Annotated in this window: 23 protein-coding genes; 14 read left to right on the forward strand and 9 right to left on the reverse strand. The window is 44.2% G+C overall.

Features of this window, described 5'->3' with window-relative positions; translation table 11 throughout:
• Positions 1–36 precede the first annotated feature (36 nt).
• Entirely contained in the window at positions 37–1,731 is a 1,695-nt protein-coding gene (locus C9J01_RS01500; RefSeq protein ID WP_107296338.1) for an AMP-binding protein, read from the reverse strand.
• Between the two features lie 599 nt (positions 1,732–2,330).
• Here C9J01_RS01500 and C9J01_RS01505 point away from each other — a divergent pair.
• Together C9J01_RS01505 and C9J01_RS01510 are read left to right on the forward strand one after the other, a co-directional pair.
• Entirely contained in the window at positions 2,331–2,801 is a 471-nt protein-coding gene (locus C9J01_RS01505) for a TetR family transcriptional regulator (protein ID WP_107296339.1), read from the forward strand.
• A 115-nt stretch (positions 2,802–2,916) separates the two neighbouring features.
• Positions 2,917–3,108 (forward strand): hypothetical protein, encoded by a 192-nt coding sequence (locus tag C9J01_RS01510; protein ID WP_107296340.1) that lies wholly within the window; start codon positions 2,917–2,919, stop codon positions 3,106–3,108.
• A gap of 95 nt (positions 3,109–3,203) precedes the next feature.
• On the opposite strand, the gene C9J01_RS01515 is transcribed toward C9J01_RS01510, so the two are convergent.
• Positions 3,204–3,995, reverse strand: coding sequence for a M48 family metallopeptidase (locus tag C9J01_RS01515; protein ID WP_107296341.1), 792 nt, complete (start codon positions 3,993–3,995; stop codon positions 3,204–3,206).
• Between the two features lie 93 nt (positions 3,996–4,088).
• Here C9J01_RS01515 and C9J01_RS01520 point away from each other — a divergent pair, with 93 nt between their 5' ends.
• From C9J01_RS01520 to C9J01_RS01535, 4 genes are all read left to right on the forward strand, one after another.
• Positions 4,089–4,523 (forward strand): hotdog fold thioesterase, encoded by a 435-nt coding sequence (locus C9J01_RS01520; RefSeq protein ID WP_107296342.1) that lies wholly within the window; start codon positions 4,089–4,091, stop codon positions 4,521–4,523.
• On the forward strand, positions 4,523–4,756 hold the full coding sequence (locus C9J01_RS01525; protein WP_107296343.1) for a DUF3389 domain-containing protein: 234 nt from the start codon (positions 4,523–4,525) through the stop codon (positions 4,754–4,756). The genes C9J01_RS01520 and C9J01_RS01525 overlap by 1 nt, the downstream gene beginning before the upstream one ends.
• Before the next feature lie 233 nt (positions 4,757–4,989).
• Entirely contained in the window at positions 4,990–5,853 is an 864-nt protein-coding gene (locus C9J01_RS01530; protein ID WP_237156835.1) for a phosphotransferase, read from the forward strand.
• Between the two features lie 147 nt (positions 5,854–6,000).
• Entirely contained in the window at positions 6,001–6,633 is a 633-nt protein-coding gene (locus C9J01_RS01535; RefSeq protein WP_107296345.1) for a putative ATP-dependent zinc protease, read from the forward strand.
• A gap of 72 nt (positions 6,634–6,705) precedes the next feature.
• Here C9J01_RS01535 and C9J01_RS01540 read toward each other — a convergent pair whose 3' ends face one another.
• Positions 6,706–7,527, reverse strand: coding sequence for a DUF2797 domain-containing protein (locus C9J01_RS01540; protein ID WP_107296346.1), 822 nt, complete (start codon positions 7,525–7,527; stop codon positions 6,706–6,708).
• A 115-nt stretch (positions 7,528–7,642) separates the two neighbouring features.
• Here C9J01_RS01540 and C9J01_RS01545 point away from each other — a divergent pair, with 115 nt between their 5' ends.
• The 3 genes from C9J01_RS01545 (at position 7,643) to C9J01_RS01555 (ending at position 8,734) form a co-directional block, all read left to right on the forward strand.
• Positions 7,643–7,879: a hypothetical protein gene (locus C9J01_RS01545; protein ID WP_107296347.1), complete on the forward strand. Its 237-nt coding sequence runs from the start codon at positions 7,643–7,645 to the stop codon at positions 7,877–7,879.
• Positions 7,880–7,884: 5 nt separating this feature from the next.
• On the forward strand, positions 7,885–8,148 hold the full coding sequence (locus tag C9J01_RS30140) for a GNAT family N-acetyltransferase (RefSeq protein WP_107296348.1): 264 nt from the start codon (positions 7,885–7,887) through the stop codon (positions 8,146–8,148).
• Positions 8,149–8,287: 139 nt separating this feature from the next.
• Entirely contained in the window at positions 8,288–8,734 is a 447-nt protein-coding gene (locus C9J01_RS01555) for a c-type cytochrome (RefSeq protein ID WP_107296349.1), read from the forward strand.
• A 73-nt stretch (positions 8,735–8,807) separates the two neighbouring features.
• Here the strand turns inward: C9J01_RS01555 and C9J01_RS01560 are convergent, their stop codons facing one another.
• From C9J01_RS01560 to C9J01_RS01575, 4 genes are all read right to left on the reverse strand, one after another.
• Positions 8,808–9,482 carry a cytochrome b/b6 domain-containing protein gene (locus C9J01_RS01560; RefSeq protein ID WP_107296350.1) on the reverse strand — a complete coding sequence of 225 codons (675 nt, stop codon included), beginning with the start codon at positions 9,480–9,482 and terminating at the stop codon, positions 8,808–8,810.
• A 184-nt stretch (positions 9,483–9,666) separates the two neighbouring features.
• A complete protein-coding gene (locus tag C9J01_RS01565) occupies positions 9,667–12,045 on the reverse strand; it encodes a fatty acid cis/trans isomerase (protein WP_107296351.1) in 2,379 nt (792 codons plus the stop codon).
• Positions 12,046–12,219: 174 nt separating this feature from the next.
• Positions 12,220–13,506 carry a winged helix-turn-helix domain-containing protein gene (locus tag C9J01_RS01570; RefSeq protein ID WP_107296352.1) on the reverse strand — a complete coding sequence of 429 codons (1,287 nt, stop codon included), beginning with the start codon at positions 13,504–13,506 and terminating at the stop codon, positions 12,220–12,222.
• 210 nt (positions 13,507–13,716) lie between these two features.
• Positions 13,717–14,169 carry a DUF3069 domain-containing protein gene (locus tag C9J01_RS01575; protein WP_107296353.1) on the reverse strand — a complete coding sequence of 151 codons (453 nt, stop codon included), beginning with the start codon at positions 14,167–14,169 and terminating at the stop codon, positions 13,717–13,719.
• 293 nt (positions 14,170–14,462) lie between these two features.
• Between C9J01_RS01575 and C9J01_RS01580 the strand changes: the two genes are divergently transcribed.
• The 5 genes from C9J01_RS01580 to C9J01_RS01600 all read left to right on the forward strand — a co-directional run bounded on the left by C9J01_RS01580 (position 14,463) and on the right by C9J01_RS01600 (position 18,233).
• On the forward strand, positions 14,463–15,410 hold the full coding sequence (locus C9J01_RS01580) for a GGDEF domain-containing response regulator (protein ID WP_107296354.1): 948 nt from the start codon (positions 14,463–14,465) through the stop codon (positions 15,408–15,410).
• Positions 15,411–15,659: 249 nt separating this feature from the next.
• A complete protein-coding gene (locus C9J01_RS01585; RefSeq protein ID WP_107296355.1) occupies positions 15,660–16,331 on the forward strand; it encodes a YceH family protein in 672 nt (223 codons plus the stop codon).
• Between the two features lie 66 nt (positions 16,332–16,397).
• Positions 16,398–16,727: a GIY-YIG nuclease family protein gene (locus tag C9J01_RS01590; protein ID WP_107296356.1), complete on the forward strand. Its 330-nt coding sequence runs from the start codon at positions 16,398–16,400 to the stop codon at positions 16,725–16,727.
• 176 nt (positions 16,728–16,903) lie between these two features.
• Complete coding sequence (locus tag C9J01_RS01595; protein WP_107296357.1) at positions 16,904–17,443, forward strand: YaeQ family protein; 540 nt, start codon at positions 16,904–16,906, stop codon at positions 17,441–17,443.
• A gap of 145 nt (positions 17,444–17,588) precedes the next feature.
• Positions 17,589–18,233, forward strand: a complete 645-nt coding sequence (locus C9J01_RS01600) for a YdcF family protein (protein ID WP_107296358.1) — start codon at positions 17,589–17,591, stop codon at positions 18,231–18,233.
• Positions 18,234–18,302: 69 nt separating this feature from the next.
• On the opposite strand, the gene tenA is transcribed toward C9J01_RS01600, so the two are convergent.
• Complete coding sequence (gene tenA / locus C9J01_RS01605; RefSeq protein WP_107296359.1) at positions 18,303–18,968, reverse strand: thiaminase II; 666 nt, start codon at positions 18,966–18,968, stop codon at positions 18,303–18,305.
• Between the two features lie 32 nt (positions 18,969–19,000).
• Complete coding sequence (locus C9J01_RS01610; RefSeq protein ID WP_107296360.1) at positions 19,001–19,960, reverse strand: ABC transporter substrate-binding protein; 960 nt, start codon at positions 19,958–19,960, stop codon at positions 19,001–19,003.
• Positions 19,961–20,010 lie beyond the last annotated feature (50 nt).

Below are 20,010 nucleotides of genomic sequence, written 5' to 3' on the forward strand. Positions count from 1 at the left end.
ATTGCGGGGGCAAGTTTTATCTAAGGGTAATGGCAATTACTCTTCCCATTGTACAAGCTGATCTTTCGGCCAGTTTGCACCTACATCATGGTATTTTTTCTCAAGCAGGTGACGCTTGATCTTGAGCGTTGGTGTCAGAATACCGTTTTCAATACTCCACGGATCTTTAATCATCAGCACACCCCTGATCTTGGCGTGAGACTCAAGCTCCATGTTAAGCGTGTCAATAACCCTCTGAGCGGTACGCGCATAACGTTCACGGTCAAAGTTAGGGAAGTCATGAGGAACCGCGAGCAGGATTGGTGCTGGCATACCTGAGCCCACCACACACATCATTTCGATATTGGCCAGTTCGAAAATGCGTTTCTCAATGGGAACCGGTGATACAAACTTACCTTTAGCTGTCTTGAAGGTATCGTTCTTACGGCCTTGGATAGTTAGGTAGCCATCCTCATCCATAAAGCCGATATCCCCTGTGTGAAGCCAACCTTCCTCATCGAACATCTCTTTGGTCGCTTCTTCGTTTTTGTAGTAGCCGGAGAACAGGCCCATACCACGAACCAGAATTTCTTCATCGGCAGAAATCTTGATTTCAACACCCGGACCGGCATTACCTACGGAACCAATTTTATCGCTGCGGAATGGGTGGTTGAGGGTGCTGTAAGCAAAACTCTCCGTCATCCCCCAGGCTTCAGTAATGTTGAGTCCAATGTTTTCATACCAACGGAGCAGGGCCGGTGATACTGGTGCTGAACCACAACCCAATACACGAGCCTTGTTTAAACCAAGACCGTCTGCAAGCTTGCGCTTGATGACACCGGAAATGAATGGGATTTTAAGTAATAGGTTAAGTTTCGCCTGCGGAAGTTTTTCTAGAATACGTTGCTGGAATAGGGTCCATAAACGCGGTACCGAAATAAACAAGGTCGGGCGATGCATTTTGACGTCATCGATAAAGGTATCAAGTGACTCTGGGAAAGCAACCTGAATACCTGACATAACAGAAGAGCCAAAAATGTAGACTCGTTCAGTAATGTGCGCCAAAGGCAAGTATGAGAACAGACGCTCACCTTCTTGCATGCCAATGTGGTCGACAAGTCGCTGGGCAGCCCAGGCAAATGAGCCATAGCTAAGCATGGCGCCTTTAGGTAACCCTGAAGTACCAGACGTATACACAATAGACATCAAGTCATCTTGTTGATGGTTAGGACGTTCTTCTGATGGTTCATGCTGAGAAAGCAGCGTATTGAAATCGTGGTCACACTTTGGAGCTGAAGGGTAGTTGAAAGCAATAGAAAGGATCTCAGGGTGCTTTTCCATTACCGAGAGTGCAGCTTTTTCATCGTCCAATTTACCCACCAAAACCGCTTTTGTTTCGCTGTGGGTTAGGCAGTGCTCGATGGTTTCAGCACCTGCTGTTGGGAAAATAGGTACGCTGATATAGCTACCTAACATCAAAGCAAGATCGGTAATAAACCATTCAGCACAGTTTTTCGACATCAAGGCGATGCGGTCACCGGGTTGGAAGCCTTGTGCACGGAGGGCGCTGACAAGTCTGAGTGCTTTGTCAGCTACCTCTGCATATGTAAAGTCTACGAATTGTCGATTGATGATCTGGCGAAGATACACATCATCTGCGCGTTCTTCTGCCCATTTGAGAATCATTTCTGTTGGCAGTGGTTGAGTCATCAGTGTATCCCTTAAGCGATCCGATTGCAGAGGTAGAGTCATACTTCGATCCTTCCGTGTTATGTTTTTGTTAAAATAATGCTATTTTCACTGTTTGGTCAAGCAGTTATTTGCCTTAAAGTTGTTACGAAATTTCATGGAACAGACACAATGTGGTGAAAAATAATTAGTTTTCAAAGATTAAAATAGAACAAAATTCAAACAGGTGTACAATTTTTTTACTCTCAATACCCTATTCATAAATTCCTGTTTCTATTACAATAGCGCCAATTTTTTGCAGTGAACCTAGGTGTTTGGTGTGTTAATGAGATGTTAAGGTGGCTGGGAATTCCAATTATTAACACTAAACAAATGGAAAATTCTGTTATGTGCTTTTTGTTTAGTCGTTCATAAAATTTCCAGAACAGCAGCCTAATGACGGATGCATTAATTTTTCATTTCATGACATTTTAATACTTGAAACTGCGGGTAGAACGGTAATATTATCGATTAACGGAATGATATCCCGTATTGTGTGACTTGTTATCAGTACAAAGTGATACCAATGGGGATTCAATACATTTGCTTAGATGGTTACGAAACCCGCACAGGAACTCGGCGGGTTTATGAGTGATCACTTAGAATCATAGAGTCAACGCATTATGCCGAAGCGTAGTAAAGAAGATACTGAAATTACCATCCAAACGATTATGGATGCGGTGGTGGATCAAATTTTGACGTTAGGATACGACAAAATGTCTTATACCACCTTAAGCAAGCAAACTGGGATCTCTCGTACTGGTATTAGCCACCACTTCCCTAAAAAACAAGATTTTGCGACTGCACTCGATGGCCGTATTTTCCGGTTGTTCGTCGAAAAACTCGATTTGGATAACGGTTTAGCAGGTTTTTCTAAAAGCTGGATTGCCGCGTTGGATGATAATAGTGATGAGAAGTTCAAAGCGACACTACGTCTGCTGTTCCATCATATCGCATCATCAGAATCGACCAGTGAATTTGCCAAGCGAGGCATCGATAGGCTCTATGGCCTTTGCCTTGAACGCTTCGGTGATGAAAGCCAAAAAGAGCTAGAGTGGTTGCTGGGTAAATCTCTAATTAGCCTAGTTCGCTAATTCAGAGTTAAAAAAAGCAGCTTCTTCGGGAGCTGTTTTTTGTTTTAGACCATATAATTTTTATAAAGAGGCAGGGCATGCCTCATACATTCGGTTTGCGAAGAGAATAATTGAAATGCTGAAATATATCGTATTGGCCCTTGTTGGCTTGGGGATTTACATTGGCGTGACTTATAAAGATCAAATTGAAGATCTCACTGATTCACGTTCATTTGAAGACGTACAGGATGTTTTTGAAGATGTGTCTGACAAAGCGTCTGATACAGCGAGTGAGTTAAGTGATAAATTTGAAGAATTGAAGAACTAACTTACCTGTATGAGATGAGACAACTCCTTTTCATCAAAAGACCAGCACTTGTGTGCTGGTCTTTTTTGTTTGGCACGTACTTTATAAACTCATCATTATATTTCGCACTGAGGCTTCGGCGTATTGTAGCTAGGCAGTTTGGCTATCTCCGCCCGGAGATCGTCAATGCGGGTAGAGTGAGAAGGGTGGGTCGATAATAGCTCTGGGGGTTGGTTACCACCTGCAGCTTTCGCCATATTCTTCCACAGATTGATACTCTCGTAAGGGTCAAAACCTGCTTCAGCCATTAGCCTCAAGCCAATAATGTCTGACTCAGACTCTTGTGCACGGCCATAAGGCATGAGAACACCATACTGAACGCCCAGTCCCAAACCAGCCATGGCGGCATCATGATATTCAGCCCCACCCATTGCTGCGCTGGAAATTTGCAGCCCCATATTCGCCAACTGGGAACGAGACAGCCGTTCGTTACTGTGTTGGGCTAAGACATGGCCAATTTCATGACCGATCACAGTTGCCAACTGATCTTGATTGGTTGCAACGTTTAAAAGACCGGTATATACGCCAATTTTGCCTCCGGGCAGGGCGAAGGCGTTCACTTGTTCGCTGTCAAAGACAACAACTTCCCATTGACCTGTGGCTTGCTGGCCTCCCAGCCGAGTGGTTAATGCGTCAGTTACACATTGTACATACCGGTTGGTTTTATTATCTGTGTGGATTTTTTCTTGTTCTTTAAGGGCATCAAAAGATTGCGCCCCTAATTGAGACATATCTTGTTCAGAGAACAGTAATACCTGCTGCCTGCCAGTCGGGGAACTGCTGCAAGCCGAGAGTGCTAATATGGAGGCGATCACGCCCGCTATAGCAAGAGGTTGAAAGCGATTCATCAAAGACTCCTTTCATTTAATGTATAAACCGCGATAGCGGAATTATACAGTTGCTGTATCATTCTCTCCAAATGAGTTTGTACGGATAACGTGATGAGTATTTGGAAAAAATCCTTCACTCTTGAAAGTTTAAATGAGACTTCGGTAAATACGCTAGTTGAACACTTAGGTATTGAGTATTCGGCTTACGACGAAAATAGTTTGTCTGCCGTAATGCCTGTTGAATCAAGAACTCACCAGCCTTTGGGAATGCTTCACGGTGGCGCATCGGTTGTGCTGGCTGAAACGCTAGGCTCGCTGGCAGCCAATATGTGTGTCGACGAAGGCAAGTATTGTGTTGGCCTTGATATTAATGCTAACCATCTCCGTGCCATGCGCAGTGGCTATGTTGTCGGCACTGCAACTCCCGTTCACTTGGGTGCAACCACCCAGGTGTGGCAAATCGACATCAAAGATCCGCGTGGTCGTATGGTTTGTACCAGTCGTTTGACCATAGCCGTGATGAAGCACAAGAAGGCGGTGGAATAATGACATTGGTTTTTTCGGCGGGACGCATTGTTGCCAACCAGCATGAGATTGTCGTCAGGCTCGATGGCGCATCACGAGTTTCTTTGCAGGCGGCAGTTGATGACATCACGTTGCTAGGAAAGGGGGCCAATGTGATCACCGCGATGGGTTCTGGGGTGAATTGGTCCCTCCGTCTTGACTCGGAGCAGCAATTGGAAGAATTAGCTGAACTGTTAGGGATAGCTATTCAATAGTAAAAGCCCGAGACATATATGTTGCTCGGGTTTTTGCGAGCTTGGACTCATAATTGCGTTCAAGGGCCCCATAATGGCTTCTAAAGGGGTATGGTGTATTCGTTAAGGTTAATAATTCAGTAAATAAAATCATCACCTTAACGAGTAAATAAAGAAGAAGTCATTGAGTGTGAAAGGAAGTCAGATTGAACAGGTTGCAGCTAAAAAGGATTGCTGAATATAGTTTTAAGACAATGTTTCGACATGCCCCTCAGGTCAATGAAATTCAAGAAACATTTTATGGTTGGGTTGTTTTTCTAGCATCAGACAGTGCTAAGGTCGTGGTGAAATTCTCCCGAGAGATAGGGCGGCTTGCAAAAGAGATCAAAGGTCTTGAACGTCTTGAGCAGGCCCTACCGTGCCCAGTACCAAAAGTGTTGTACTTTGGCCGGGAAGAAGGCTACGAGTTTATTATGCTGGAGTGGCTTGAGGGAGTATCGGCACACCAGTTGCCTAATGATCCAAAAGCTATTGACCGTTTTTCTGATTGTTTTCTTGAAATATTGCTGACGCTGCATGACATGAATGCTGCTGAAGGATTCGAACTTGAAAGTGGCCAATTCGAATCGAACCTGACAGAGGCTTTCTTCCATTGGATGGGGACAGTTTACCGATATGTAGTTAGTGAAGTGTCTCCGTTTACGCCTACCCAAAAACAAGCTTATGAATCATTATGGGCAATGAAGCGTGACATATTATCAACGGCCTCTTCGGAGTCGTCCTTGATCCATGACGACTGTCACCTTGGTAATATACTGGTTGACCCCAAGTCCTTTGAAGTAACCGCTGTACTCGATCCTTGTGATGTTGGCTTTAAGCATAGAGAAATGGATATATTTCATTTGTTCGATGTGAGGCCAGAGTTACAGCTTGCAGAGCGTTATCAGCAAGAAGTGGCATTGCAACCGGGGTTTGAAATAAGGCGCTGGTATTTCAGTTTATGGGATGACGCAAAACATAGCCGAAACATGGGGTGGTATGATGAAGCTTGGATCCAAAATAAGCTGATACAGTTTGAACACATGGCAAAGGCTGATTTTGGCTCCGTATTCCATTAACACTGTGATTTAATCTTGCAATCTGGCAAATCATTTTGGATGTTGCCAATGATTGAGCATACTATGTTATATATAACCTAGTTGGTAAAACGATACTAATAAGTGTTTGGTCGTATTGCGTATCTTGATGTTGTAGGGATGAATTTGATGAGAAAGTCGGCTGTATATTTTGCGCTATTATTGCTTGCGGGTTGTGCTCAGCAGTCAGGACAGAAAACAGAGCCAATCCCAGACCCAGAAATCGGTGGTGGAAATATTGAGCAACCTGTGACACCGCCTGTCGTTGAACCTGAAACACCGGTTGTCGTCCCAGTGCCTATCCCAGAACCTGAGCCTTTGCCAGAGCCTGAAGTGAAGCCTGAGCCAAAGCCTGAGCCTGTAGTAACTAAAACTGATGACGGTAAGTTAATTCTCGGTAGTGAAGAATGGTTGTGGGTATCACAGGCACAACAGCATATCCGTGCCAAGGTTGATGATGGCAAATCACTTTCATCGATCGGTGTGTCTAATGTTCAAGCCTTTGAGCGCGATGGTAAAGATTGGGTCAAATTCAATGCGGGAGGGCAAGAGGTTGAATTACCTGTTGAGCGCTGGTTGAAGTCAAAACAGAGCGATTCACGTCAAGCGGTTGTTAAACTCAGGGCGAAGTTGGGTGAACTGAATGAGTTGACGGAATTTGCCCTGACAGCAGGTAAAGGGATCGTGCTCGGTGTGAACTTTATTAGGGATGTCGCAATTGTCGATAGCAACCGTAAGTTTGTTCAACCTAAGGCAAAATAACCATTGGCTAAAAAGTCATAGAAAAACGGCTGAGTTAACTCAGCCGTTTTTTATTTTACGCTTTAAGAGGTATTAACTCCCAGGCGTCTCAACGCTAACTTCATAACTGGTGAATTTACGAATGTTAATGACACCAGTGTCAAAAATAAGGTATTGGCCTTTAATGCCCAGCAGTGTGCCTTCGACCACGGGTTCTTTATCGAAGTTATGGGAGGCTATTTTCTTCGGGTGCTCTGTTACCGGGTATTGGATATCAACGATCTCTTCGTTGAGTTGCTCGACGGCATCTTCCCCGTATATTTCCAGCAATTCATTAATACGTTGCTCAATGGCAGGCAAAAGGCGCTGCGCTTCATCTTGCAGGGCAATGTCAGCATTATCTCCCTTTAGCATAGCTCGCCAGTTCGTCTTATCTGCTACCAGATCAGCCAGTGCAATTTCAGCAAGGCCGGAAATTTGACGGGTTTTGACTTTTAAAATCGGTAAAGCCTGTGTTGCCCCTTGGTCAATCCAGCGAGTTGGCAACTGAGTATGTCTGGTAATACCTACTTTTAAACCTGAGGTATTGGAAAGATAGACATAGTGGGGAACCATACAGTTGGCGTCACCCCATTCAGGCTCTCGGCATGTGCCTTTTGCATAATGGCAGGTTTCCGGCTTCATGATACACATGTCACAACGGGCTAACTTCTTCATACACGGAAAACAGTGTCCCTGAGAGTAGCTTTTCTTCGTTTTCTTACCGCAGGCATCGCAGTAGATATTACCGGTATAGGTTAGCTTAAGGTGTTTACCAATAAGCGGGTTTAAAGGGAGTAACTCATCACCAACAGGGAGTTGGTACTCGACAACATCGCCGAGTTGAGACTTCATTTTGCTCAGTGTTCCTAGCATGACTTTGCTCTTTGTTATGTTATGCCTCTATCATAACACTTGGCAGTTCTGTGTGCTTGTTCTTGTGATGCCAGAGTGGCTTCCCTTTATATTAACTGTTTCGTTAAGGACTATTATGGCCGATAGAATAGAGGTAGCAAACCTATCCCCGGGCTTTATTGAGCCAGACATTGCCCTTATGCCTGAAACAGAGCGATGCGAATTATGGCGAACTATAAACGCTGCATTTGCCGAATATGAAGACTTTATTGGTAAGCCGTATAAGCGATTTACAACCTACGAGCAATTTTTCCAAAGCCTTACTGATGAAAACAGCCACTATCTGTTAATCAAAGACGGGAAAAAAGCTTAGCGGGTGTGTGTTACCGGGAGCCTGATGAGCTTTCGGAGACCTTGTATTTCGGCACGCTTTGGGTGTCGCTGGAATATAGAAATATGGACCTTGCATCCCAATTGATTGGTCAATTAGAGCGAGAAGCAAGGAAACGGGGCTTAAGAGGTATGAGTATCCAACTTTATCGAATACCTACCTTGATTGACTTCTATCGTAGGCGTCATGGTTTTGTATTTGCGAAAGACGAAACTCGAGGCCAAATGGTCAAATACTTTGATTGTAAATAAATGTAATCTTTGGCTGCTTGTGGTTTACATGTTTATACGTCGCTGTATCATTTTTATATGCTACGTAACACTCACATGCAGTTGGTCATGATCATAGTGAGTGTCTTTATAAACGGAATAATAACAAAGGGAAGAAGTCATGAAAAAAGCTCTGCTTGCAGGATGTATTGTATTTGCAGCTAGTGTTTCCGCATCCCCATTTGAAAAGCCTGAAGATGCCATCGAATACCGTCAAGCGGCATTCACCATGATTGCGACTAACTTTGGTGACTTGGCTGAAATGGTCAAGGGGCGTAAAGATTGGGATCAGCAAACTTTCAGCCAGCGCGCACAATTTATTTCACAGCTAACCTATATGCCGGAAGAAGCATTCAAAGTAGAAGGGACAGACAAAGGCCAAACTAAGGCTAAGCCTGAGATTTGGTCAGATTGGGACGGCTTCAGTGCTAAATTAGATAAATTCCAAGGTGATATGGCAAACTTGGCTAAAGTATCACTTGAAGGGGATGAGAGAGCAACCAAGCGTGCTTTTGGTGAAGCGGCCAAGAACTGTAAGTCTTGCCATAGCGACTATAAGTACCGCTAGGCTTAAGTACTCCTTTTTATACCAGCGCAAATAGCAAACATAAAATGCCAGACCTAAGTCTGGCATTTTTTGATCAAAACAAATAGGCGACCACATCTTTGGCAAGGGTGAAATAAACGATTATGCCGATAGCGAAAAATATCACCCATCCCCAAATACCATTTACGACTTTCGGTAATGCCTCATCATTAAACCGTTTCCTGCCTGTTAGCATTGGTGTAATAAGGTTTTCTTTTCGTAAGGAATAAACAGCAATCGCGGTTAAATGAAGCCCAATGGCACCAAGGATAATGTCAAAGTTAATGGCATGGATTTCTGTGAGCAGACTGCTTGTTTCACCACTGACAAGGTAAGCGAAAGGCCCTTCGGATATAATATCGTCATTGGCAAAAAGCCCAGTTGTTAGCTGTGTTATCAGCAGGAGCATAAAAGCCACCACCATATAAGCGCCGGCAGGGTTGTGACCCGGAGAATATGAAGGCTTTTCACCTCGAAGACTTGCGGTTAGATAGTTGATAACCGTTACCGGGGAACGGACAAAACGGCTGAATTGAGCGGTTTCACTGCCAAAAACACCCCAAATCAATCGAGTCGAAATGAGCGCTAATAGAAAATATGCCAAACTAAAATGCCAGTCCATTAGCCCTTCGGTACCTGTGTACCATAGCCCACCAATGGTGACGGCCTGAAGCCAGTGGTAGCCACGGATAAAACTGTCCCACACCGGGTGAAGTTGGGTATGAGTCATTACCTATTCCTTCCATGAAAAATGATATCGATATTTTACCCTTTAGAAACATACTGGCTACAGTGGTTGTTGTTTCTTTTCATTTATTTACAAAACAGTTCTGGTGTTAAGCCTAGTGAGTATTAGGTCAACAAAAAGGCCCCTAATGGGGCCTAGAATAGAGTAGGTACATATTTGATACTGATTAACGGTTCTCAATCCGGTTGTAATCAAGTAACCCTGACTCGATAGGGAACCTACGTTGGTTGATTTCATTGAGTTTATCGCTGAATGACCAGAAGTCAGCACTGGTACGTCGCATACCGTATTTATCTAAAAACAGTCGGTATTCTTCTTCTGACGTGATGGCGCTGATCTGTTTGGCTGCATCATCTAGCTCTGTTGCTTTTAGGTGCCAAAAAGCTCGAGGGTAACTGCCGAGCAGACCACGTACTAGAGTCACATTGTCTTGCGCAGGAAGACGGTTAGACTCTTCATCGAATAGGCTTGAGATGTTTTTGTGGGCGCTATTGCGGATTAGGGTGAATAATTCTGCTTCTTGGTTAGTCTCTGTTGGCTCGACCATAATGAAGGTAATCTCAGGTAACAGGCTTGCTTGCTTACCGCTCAACCGGTTCAATTTATACAGCGCAAGAGATCCATTTTTGGCAAGTGGTGATTGAGTGAAATCGTATCGATCTGGCAAAACCACTTTCAGCTTCTCTAGAAGCATACCGAATAGCTCATTTTTCGGATGCTCGGTGTGGTACTTGATTCCGGTCGGTTGATCGAATTCGTTAATATCACCCTGAAGGTAATCGCTTAGGTGTTTATTGGAGCCCTGATACCAGTAGGCCAGCTGCTCTCTTCGTACCTCTGCTGGCAGTAAAGAAAGGAAGTTAGATTCACCTTCCATACGCAAGAAGTCCATATACATACGCGTTACAAGCTGGTGGCCAAAGTTTCCGTAAACATCGAAGCCTGCAACTAACAGGTAATGGATGCGCTCAAGTAAAGAGTAGTCAATGACCCATGCCGTCTTTGGTTGGCTGCCTACCAGACCTTTTGTGACGGTTGCACTATCGAAATGGCGGAAGACAGTTAGGCTAGCATTGTCATTGTAGCCATCCCCATCCCAAATTAGATCGGTTGTTAAGTGCTCGCCGTTCTTGAAGGCATCATTGAGGAAAGCATTTTTCGCCTTGAGGAAACGGCCTTGTTGCTTGGAGTAAGAAATCCAATTAGCAACAGGTAGCGTGTTGCTCTCATTTTCTGCTGGTAGCCTCAAATTGTCTGCTTGAGTTTCATAAAATTCATCAACAGAAGGGGTGTTAGCCATCGCTGGATCCACGAAGAACACCCAGAAGTGATCATTAATAACATTCAGTGCCAATTGTCCTCGGCATACCGGACCTTTGATAAATCCCATGATGGTATTTTGGGCGTTATCAATCATGAAGCGATAGCGGCTATCGACTGGGATTTGTTTAAAAGCAATCAATGGGTTGGCAGCAATGTCTGGGTGGTAGCTAGGCATTGATGTGACCTTATACTCCGGCTCGATAAACAACGTTTTGAAACGAGTGAGCTTGGCTTTATTCAGGGCATAAGGCATGTGGGTTTTATCGACGATGGTCTCCCGCACAGGTTGGAAGCGGTAGTACACGCGCTCGACGCCGGGAGTATCATAAGGACGTCGCGTTGCAATAAGGTCGATTGGTTCACCTGGGGCGGTACGGGAACGCACTAAATTGAAAAATGTTGGGTGTTGCTCATCTGAAAAATAAAGATGGGAGACAAACAGGTGCTCGTAAATGTAGCGACTTGCCAGTTGCTGCTTCAGGCTACTTCCATTTAGGAAGGCTTCCCACTCAGCCACTTTTGATAAGGTGGATGAGCTAGGCTGAGGTGCAGTTGCCATTAAGGCACCACTTGCTAGCCAGTCCATCAGAACTTGGTTTTCTTTGTCACTAATCTGTGGCAGGCCATAAGGCATTCCCCATTGCGGATAATTCTGCTCATACTTCGCCATTTCTTCAATGGTTGGGCATTGCTGATCCCGGTCTAATGAAAAGTCCCATTCCTCATGGTTAAGGACTTTCTGCTCAGGTAGAGGGTGCGCCTGTTTAAGCTGAAGCATACGCGCCATGACACCGGCTTGGGTATTCGCTTCTTCGGATTGGATTCGTTCATTAAGAACGGGATTAAACCCTTTTTCGCGCCATTCAGCCGTTGACTGTGCATCAATAAACATACGTGTGGTATTCGCAGCGAGAAGTCGGGTTCCTTCATATACCTTTTCTTTACTGGCACCACGGTCTATGCCTTCTGCCGAAGACATTTTTAATTGGCAGGGTGCATCGTAGCAGGCATGGCAGACAACACAGCGATTTTCAATGATGGGCTTTACGGTGTCCAAATAGTGATTGGCAATGGGAGAAGTATCAGCCGCTATTCTTTCCTGCGGTTGGGGTTTGCCGAATTGCTGGTCAAAGTTCAGCCCAGCATAAACAGCGCAACCGGAGAAAAACAGTATCAGGGCAAACAGCCATGATCGTTTTAAGTGTCTGTTATTTTTAGTCATTCTGATTTTTATCTTTATTTTATGCAGCAAGCTGCAATGCGTTAAAAGCTAATGTCATGTATAAGTTTATCAAAACACTCATATTGCTTGGGAAAATGATTTGATCTTATTGAATGGTGAAGGGATATACAGAAAAGAAGAAGCAGCTCATTTGAGCTGCTTCTTTATGTGCTGTTATAAGGCTTTTTGAGTTATCGCTTGGCGCTTGTAGTTAAAAATCTTGGCATCTTTTTCACTGTTATGAACCCAAAATATGCCGACTTGATCATTTAAAACCAGATCAACAAAAGGTTGCTGATAGAGAAGGTAGCTGTAGCCAATATTTTTACCGAGGAACTGATTTTTCACCTTACTTTCAAGGTAAATGGCCGTTGATGTGTCTTCATTGACAAATTCATTAGGCTGGTAAGCCCAGTGGTACATGATAGGCTTAAGCTCGATAGTAGAAATAAAAGGGGATTCATTCTCTACCACAGTCAAGGTTGCCGAGCTGATTGACAGAGCATGGTGATAGCCTGTTTTTTCTTCAGAAATAAAGTTTAAATACGAGAAGTTAAGCTTATTGTCTTTATCTTTGGTGATGTAATGGTACACAACCTGAGAGTCGATACCTGAATCATCAACAAAGTTTAGGAAGACTTGTGATGTCGGTTCGCGGGCGAGTTCGGTTTGAATAATTGGGTCTTGGCGAGAAAGAGGTAAGTCTTGCATTACCTTGAGCTTAAACAGACGCCAGCCTTCATCGCTAATTTGATATGAGAAATCAGTGTTGGGTAGGCAATGGTTATTTTCATCAACCCGGCACCATGCAAGAGAGTATGAGTCTTTCCCCTTGAATGCATAGAGCTTTAGGTTTGTTAAGTCCGGCACATTATCAAGTTGGGAATAGGTGTCATGTAGGTCATCAAGCTTTGCTTGAAGTTCGCTGATCTCTTTTTCGCTGGTAGAGATCAGTGTGACGGTACTGTTTTGCAACATACTTGTGCGGGTGATGTAATGTGGTTTGTCTGGGTATTTGTACCCAGTGAACCAGAGATAACTACCTACAAGCAAAATCCCAGCCGCAAGGGTTGCAATGGAAAGGTAAGGTAAATATGGGGCTGTCTTCTTTATTACAGTGGCTGTGGATAAATCGGAATATTTTTCGATTGAAACTTGGGTGATCTGGTATCCGACCCGAGGTAGGGTTTCGATGATTTCACCCTTGGTTTTTTCCTGCAACTTTACCCGTAAGCTACGAATTGCTTGGAAAAGAGAGGCCTCAGAGACAACCCGATCTGGCCAACCAGCCTTGAGCAAATCTTCTTTTGTCACTGGGCAGTTAGCATGTTCTATCAAATAGAGCAGAATATATTGCTCTGAAAGGTTGAGCTTTTGACTGGTAGTGTCTGACTTTATAACCCCTAGAGCTGGAATAAAAACAAGCTCATTAGTGAATTTAAATTGCTTCTGGCCAGACATTGATACCTCAGAGCCTCTTGCTTAACTGCTATTTTAGTCGTTGATTGGCAATAGGAATCACAGTTTGAACGTAATGATGCCTAATTGATTGAAGGTGCTTATTTTATCATGAAAAAAAATAATTGGTATGCGAATAATTGCTGCAAAAAAACAAAGGGAGCACCAGGCTCCCTTTGATGATATGTCGCGTTTTTCCAGTAACTAATAAGGTTACTTCTTGAAAATTTCCTGGAACTCACGCTTCATTGGTGGGTTGCGGCGAGCTTTTTTCAGCTGCTTACACATATCCTTCACACAGTTGTGCAGGACTTTGTCTAGCATAACTGCTTTGTAATCTGTGTATTCTTCGTCAGTCATGTCTGACGGTTTTTCGCTTTCCTGCATTTCACCAAGGAAATCAACACCTGAGTAGCTTTGGCTCAGTGCAATTAGTGCATGAAATTGCTCGAAGTTATCTAGTACATTCTGAGCACTTGCTGGAAGCTGATCCCAAGCTTCACGTGACGTAGGCTCAGACGCTTTATATACGTTAATTAGCATGTCTAGAAGCTCTTCAGGCACTTCTTCAAACTCAACAACTTGACGAAGTTCTGGTGAACAGTCATCAAGCGTGAATTTTACTTCTTCAATTGTTTGGTCGTCTTTTTTCTCAATATCAGACATAGCTAATTCCTAAAGCATGAATTGTTAAGGGAGGGAATCCTATAGTCCTCTCTATAAATGTCAACTGATAAGATAGCGAATAAACAAGAACAATCACGTTAATTTGCTCACGAATATTGCCAATGACCTGACTGCCCGATTTGTAGCCACCCTGATGAGCGAGATTGACTCAGCCCATGAAAAAGCTAAGTTGTAAATAAGTTGCATAAACTTTTTCATAGAACCAATAAAGCCATGTCATTCTGTGCTATAAATAGCTTAGGGAATAGCCAATATATCAATAGGATGCTTAGATGGAAGCGATGCGGATACTACTAGTAGATGATGTGCATCTTGAGAGGATGCAGTTGGCCATGCGATTGCAGCGTCTTGGACATGTGGTTGAAGCTGTCGCTTCAGGTCATGAAGCTATCGAGAAATATCCTTTGTTTGACCCAGATTTATTGCTGTTAGATGTCAGTATGCCGGATATGAGCGGTACTGAGGTTGCTGAACAAATTCGAATCAAACACCCTGAATGGGTGCCTATCATATTCCTGAGCGGGCATGATGAGCCTGAAATGATATCGAAAGCGATAGATATGGGGGGCGATGATTACATCGTTAAACCCGTTAACAAAATCGTTCTGGCGGCGAAGCTAAAAGCGATGCAGCGTATTGCCCATATGCGTCACCAGTTGAAGGATGCGACCAAAAGCTTAGAGCAAGCTAACGAAAAGTTGTCACAGCAAGTGAACGAAGATGGTTTGACTAAGCTAGCTAACCGTCGCTACCTCGATACCAAAATGGCTGAATTTATTTCTTGGCATGGCCGTAATAATTTCCCCCTGACATTGATTATGCTCGATGTCGACCACTTCAAGTTGTTCAACGATCACTATGGCCATTTAGAAGGTGACCGCTGCTTACAGGCGGTTGCAACTGAACTTAAGAAAAACTTCAGCCGTGCAGGTGAACTTGCGGCCCGTTATGGTGGTGAAGAGTTCGTGATTGCCCTGAGTAATTGTGACAAAACTAGAGCGGTGCGCGAATGTGAACGTTTAAAGCTGTGTATTCAGCAACTCGAAATCCCGCACTCAAAATCAACCACGGCTGATATTGTAACAGTTAGCCAAGGTATGGTGTCTTGGGTACCAACGGGGTTGGAAACAGTTGAAAACATGTATGAAATTGTTGACCGGGTTCTGTACAAGGCCAAAGAGCAAGGCCGAAACCGGTTTGTTGCCGCTGAATTCACCTAACCTCCCGCCAGTTTTTTGATCTAGTTAACACTTTGTACTTTACCAAGCGTTATTTGGCTGAATTGCAGCCAAATAACCTGTCTGGTGCTTGCCGTAACTATCTTCAGTGATAACCTGCTGTTAGACATGAATGTCTAACGCAGTGTGCATTCTTTTGAGTAGCAGTGAATCCTTGCCATAAAGACAATGTGTTTTCGGCTATGCTCAATGGAATTTGTATTGTATGAAGAAAAATGTGAGGGAAGGATCATGGATATTTGCTTTTCGCAGACAGAAGCGCGCGTGCTTGGTTGCTTGCTTGAAAAAGAGGTGACCACACCTGATCAATACCCATTAACACTCAATGCACTAACAACGGCCAGTAATCAAAAAAGTAACCGAGAACCTGTGATGTCGCTGACTGAAGCTGAGGTGCAAGACACGATCGAAGCGTTGAAGTCAAAACGCATTGTGCAGGAAGTGACCGCAGGCTTTGGTAGCCGAGTAGCGAAATACCAGCACCGCTTTTGTAATACTGAATTCAGTACTTTCCAGTTCACCAAGCAAGAAAAAGCCATTATCTGTGTGATGTTGTTGCGTGGGCCACAATCTCCGGGTGAACTGCGTACACGCACAAATCGTCTGTGTGATTTTACTGATGTGAAAGAAGTCGAGTCCGTGTTGAGTGCTCTTTCAGAGCATCCTAAAGGCCCGTTTGTGGTCCAACTGCCTAAAGAATCGGGTAAGCGTGATTTTCGCTATATGCATTTGTTCAGTGGTGAAGTGGATCTAGAGGAACTTCAACAACAGGCAGCCTCTGTTGCCACAGGCACACCGTCATCGCCAACCTCTGAGCGTCTAACCGCCTTGGAAGATGAAGTTTCAGAGCTTAAAAAAGAAGTACAAGAGCTCAAGGCAATGCTTGAATCATTGACGTCTTAAGTGTCAAATAGTGTCAGTGTTATCAGCCCAGCGGATGCTGGGCTTTTTTGTAAGGTGTAAAGATTTATGGCCTACACTCATCAAGCAAGTTCAGCAGAGAGTGAAAAGCAAAAGAATAAATGCGGTCAGTGGTCGGTCTATTTAATTAGGACGGCAGATAACAAGTTGTATTGTGGGGTCACCACGGACGTAGCAAGACGCTTTTGCGAGCATACTTCGACAAAGCGCGGTGCTAAATTCCTGAAGGGAAAGGGACCCCTTAATTTAGTCTGGTCAGAGTGTGTAGGGGATAAACGCTTAGCCATGCAACTTGAATATAAGATCAAGCGTCTGCCTAAGCGCACCAAAGAGCAAATTGTGAATGGTAGCGTTAAGGTTTTGAGCTTAGTTGAGTAAATTGTTGGCTCAGCGGTAGGTTCAATGATGCAGCATTAGTACTTTTTTGAGATTTCCGCCTTTTCCTAACACCTTTTGGGTGTTTGTTAGACAATTGAAATTGAACCTTCTTCCTGTTCAAACTACACTGCATTTACTATTTCTATATCAAAATTTTATTTTTCTAGGATATTTTTATGGCACTTAAAGCCACGATTTACAAAGCCCAGTTCAATGTTGCCGATCTTGACCGCCATGTGTATCTCGATCAGCAGCACACCTTGGCCTGTCATCCATCTGAGACCCTGCAGCGCTTGATGCTAAGGTTGATCGCATGGGGTTTTAATGCCGATGAAGAGTTACAGTTTACCAAAGGCCTTTGTGAAGCTGATGAGCCTGCACTTTGGAAGAAAAACCTGAGTGATGAAATTGAGTTGTGGATTGACCTAGGCTTGCCTGATGAAAAACGTTTGAAGAAAGCCGCCCATAAGGCGCAAAAAGTCATTATCTTTGCCTATGGCGACAATGCTGCCCCAGTATGGTGGAAGCAACACCAGGCCAAAGTGAGCCAATATGGCAATATTTCTGTTGTTTTCTTCAATGATGAAACGTTAGCTGAACTTGAGGCTATGGTTGAACGTTCGATGAACCTTCAACTAACCATTGAAGCAGAGCAAGGTTGGCTAATGTTAGGTGAAAAGAGCTGTACCCTAACGCCAGAATGGTGGCTTCGCTAATACTGCAAGCGATTGGTTGAAACTGATGATGGCTGTCACTGAATAGTCATCGAAGCCCTTCATGATATCCTCCTGTATACCAAGATTGATACTGCTGCCTGACTATCAGGCAGCTTTCGCCTTTTCAGCAACAAGGAGTCGTGCAATGCCAGTAAATGTGCATGCTTTAGCAACAAAAGTGTGGGACTATCATCATCTTAACCACACGCTCTCACCCTCTGACTGTATCTTCGTGCTGGGTAGTAATGATATTCGAGTCGCTGAATATGCGGCTAAACTGTTCCTTGAAGGCTATGCACCATTCATCGTATTTTCGGGTGGGGAGGGTGAGTTAACCCGAGGAATGTTTAAGGGGTCAGAAGCTGAAGCCTTTGCTGAGGTTGCCTTGGATATGGGTGTTCCAGAAGATGCGATCCTCCTTGAACCGCAGTCCACCAACACGGGTGAAAATGTTCAGTTTACGCGTGCATTGCTGGAGATGAAGGGACTCGAGCCTGAGAGTTTTATTATTGTCCAAAAGCCATTTATGGAAAGAAGAGCTTATGCGACTTTCCAACAGAATTGGCCCGGTAAGAAAGTGAAGGTTACTTCACCTCCCATAGCCTTTGATGAATACCCGAATGAAACCTTGTCATACAGTGATGTTATCAATGTTATGTTAGGCGACCTTCAGCGTATCAAAGTCTACCCGTCTTATGGCTACTCTGTTGAGCAGAATATCCCAGATGAGGTCTGGCAGGCCTACAAGAAGTTGGTCGACTTAGGGTTTAAAGAGCACTTACTGACATAACTTATGTAAGACGGCGCATAGAAATGAAAAAGCCCTGTAAATACAGGGCTTTTAAATACATAAAGTGGATTATTGTGCTGCGTTCATGCCTTGTTCCCAGAAGGCAACTTCCATCCGTGTCGCTGTTTTGAAAATCTCACACAGGCGCTGACCACGTTTGCTTTCTAGCGGGATTTCTTCAAGCATAGCGTCTAAACGTCGAATGGTTTCCTCGACACCTGATTGATACTCCTCACCACTATAAAGCTCAACCCAGCTGCGGTAAGGGTTACCTTCAAGTTTTGTCTCTGACCACTTCGCTAGGCGTTGACCCACTACCGCATAGCCGATAGCACAAGGGGCTAGGGCAGTGAATAAATCGGTGCGGTCTCCTGCCATACCGGTATCCAATACATAGCGCGTGTAGCAAACAGTACCGAAGTCTTCCGGTTCTGCTTCCATCTCTTCAGCAGACAGACCCCAAGTCTGGCAATACTCAATGTGATGGTTCATTTCTGATTCAAGCAAAGCGCTCAAACCAGGTAGAGGCTCACGCATTTCAGCCAATGTTGTTGATTTGAATATAGCCAGTGCGTAAGCACGGGCATAGTGCTTTAGGAACAAGTAATCTTGCTTAAGGTAGTGGAAAAAAGCGTACTTGTTCAAGTCACCAGTAGCTAACTGGTTGACAAAGTCATGCTCGGTATAATCTTCCCAATCCTGCTGGCAGTAGCTAATCAAATCTTGGTATTTCATTGTAAATCCTCAAATACTGATATTCGTGGCGCTTAGTAGGTCAGCACGTAATCTTTCGCTTGTGGTAATGTTTTTATGATGTCGTGCTGCTTCATGAATTCAGCGTATTCATCATAGCGTTTTAGCTCCACAGCGCCTGGGCGTAAAGCAAAGCGGGTTAGGGTATCTTCCCAAGCTCGGCGGTTTAGGTCGTTGTTCAATGTATCAGGGGAGTAGGCCACGAACTCTTTCCATGCCTGCTCTGGGTGGTTAATGAGGTAAACCGTAGCTTTCTCGATAGCAGTATTAAACTTGTTGATCGTTTCTGGATCGTATTTGTTTTTGTTAGCAACGAAAATCAGCTCGTCATAAGGCGGTACACCGTGTTCTTCTGGGTAGAAAGCGGTTGCGTCATAGCCCTCGATGGCAAGTTGGTTTAGCTCGAAGTTACGCAAGCCACCCCATATGGCGTCAACCTTGCCAGAAGCGAGTGAGGAAGAGAGTGCCCAGCCGACATTGATGATTTTTACGCTATCCATATCCACACCTTCTGAGCGAAGCATGGTGCCGATCGTCGCATCTTCATTACCGCCGATAGCAACGCCAATGTTTTTACCTTTTAGATCAGCCAATGACTTGATGCCTGACTTGTCTAATACAATCAGCGAGTTCAACGGGCCAGAAATGAGCGTCGCAGAACGTACCAGAGGAAGCTTTGCCGCTGTGCTTGAAATCAGCGTGCTCTGGTATGAAACAGCAAGGTCAATACGACCTGCTGCGACTAATTTGTCAGGTACACTCGGGTCGGCAGGCTCTTGGATTTGAACATCTAAACCTTGTTCGGCAAACCAGCCTTTTTTTTTTGCTAGGATAATTGGGCCGTGGTTTGGGTTAACGAACCAGTCCAGCATGAGTGTGACTTTCTCTTCTGCAGACGCACTAAAAGAAGCCAGCATTAATGCAGCTGCGGCAAACAGTTGCGGTTTACCTGCTTTAAAAAAAGTGGATTTCATTCTATTTCCTTGTTGTTGAGCGAAGTAAAGCATTCCGTGTTATGTAACCG

The sequence above is a fragment of the Photobacterium rosenbergii genome, from assembly GCF_003026455.1.
In the GTDB taxonomy this organism is placed as follows: Bacteria; Pseudomonadota; Gammaproteobacteria; order Enterobacterales; family Vibrionaceae; genus Photobacterium; species Photobacterium rosenbergii.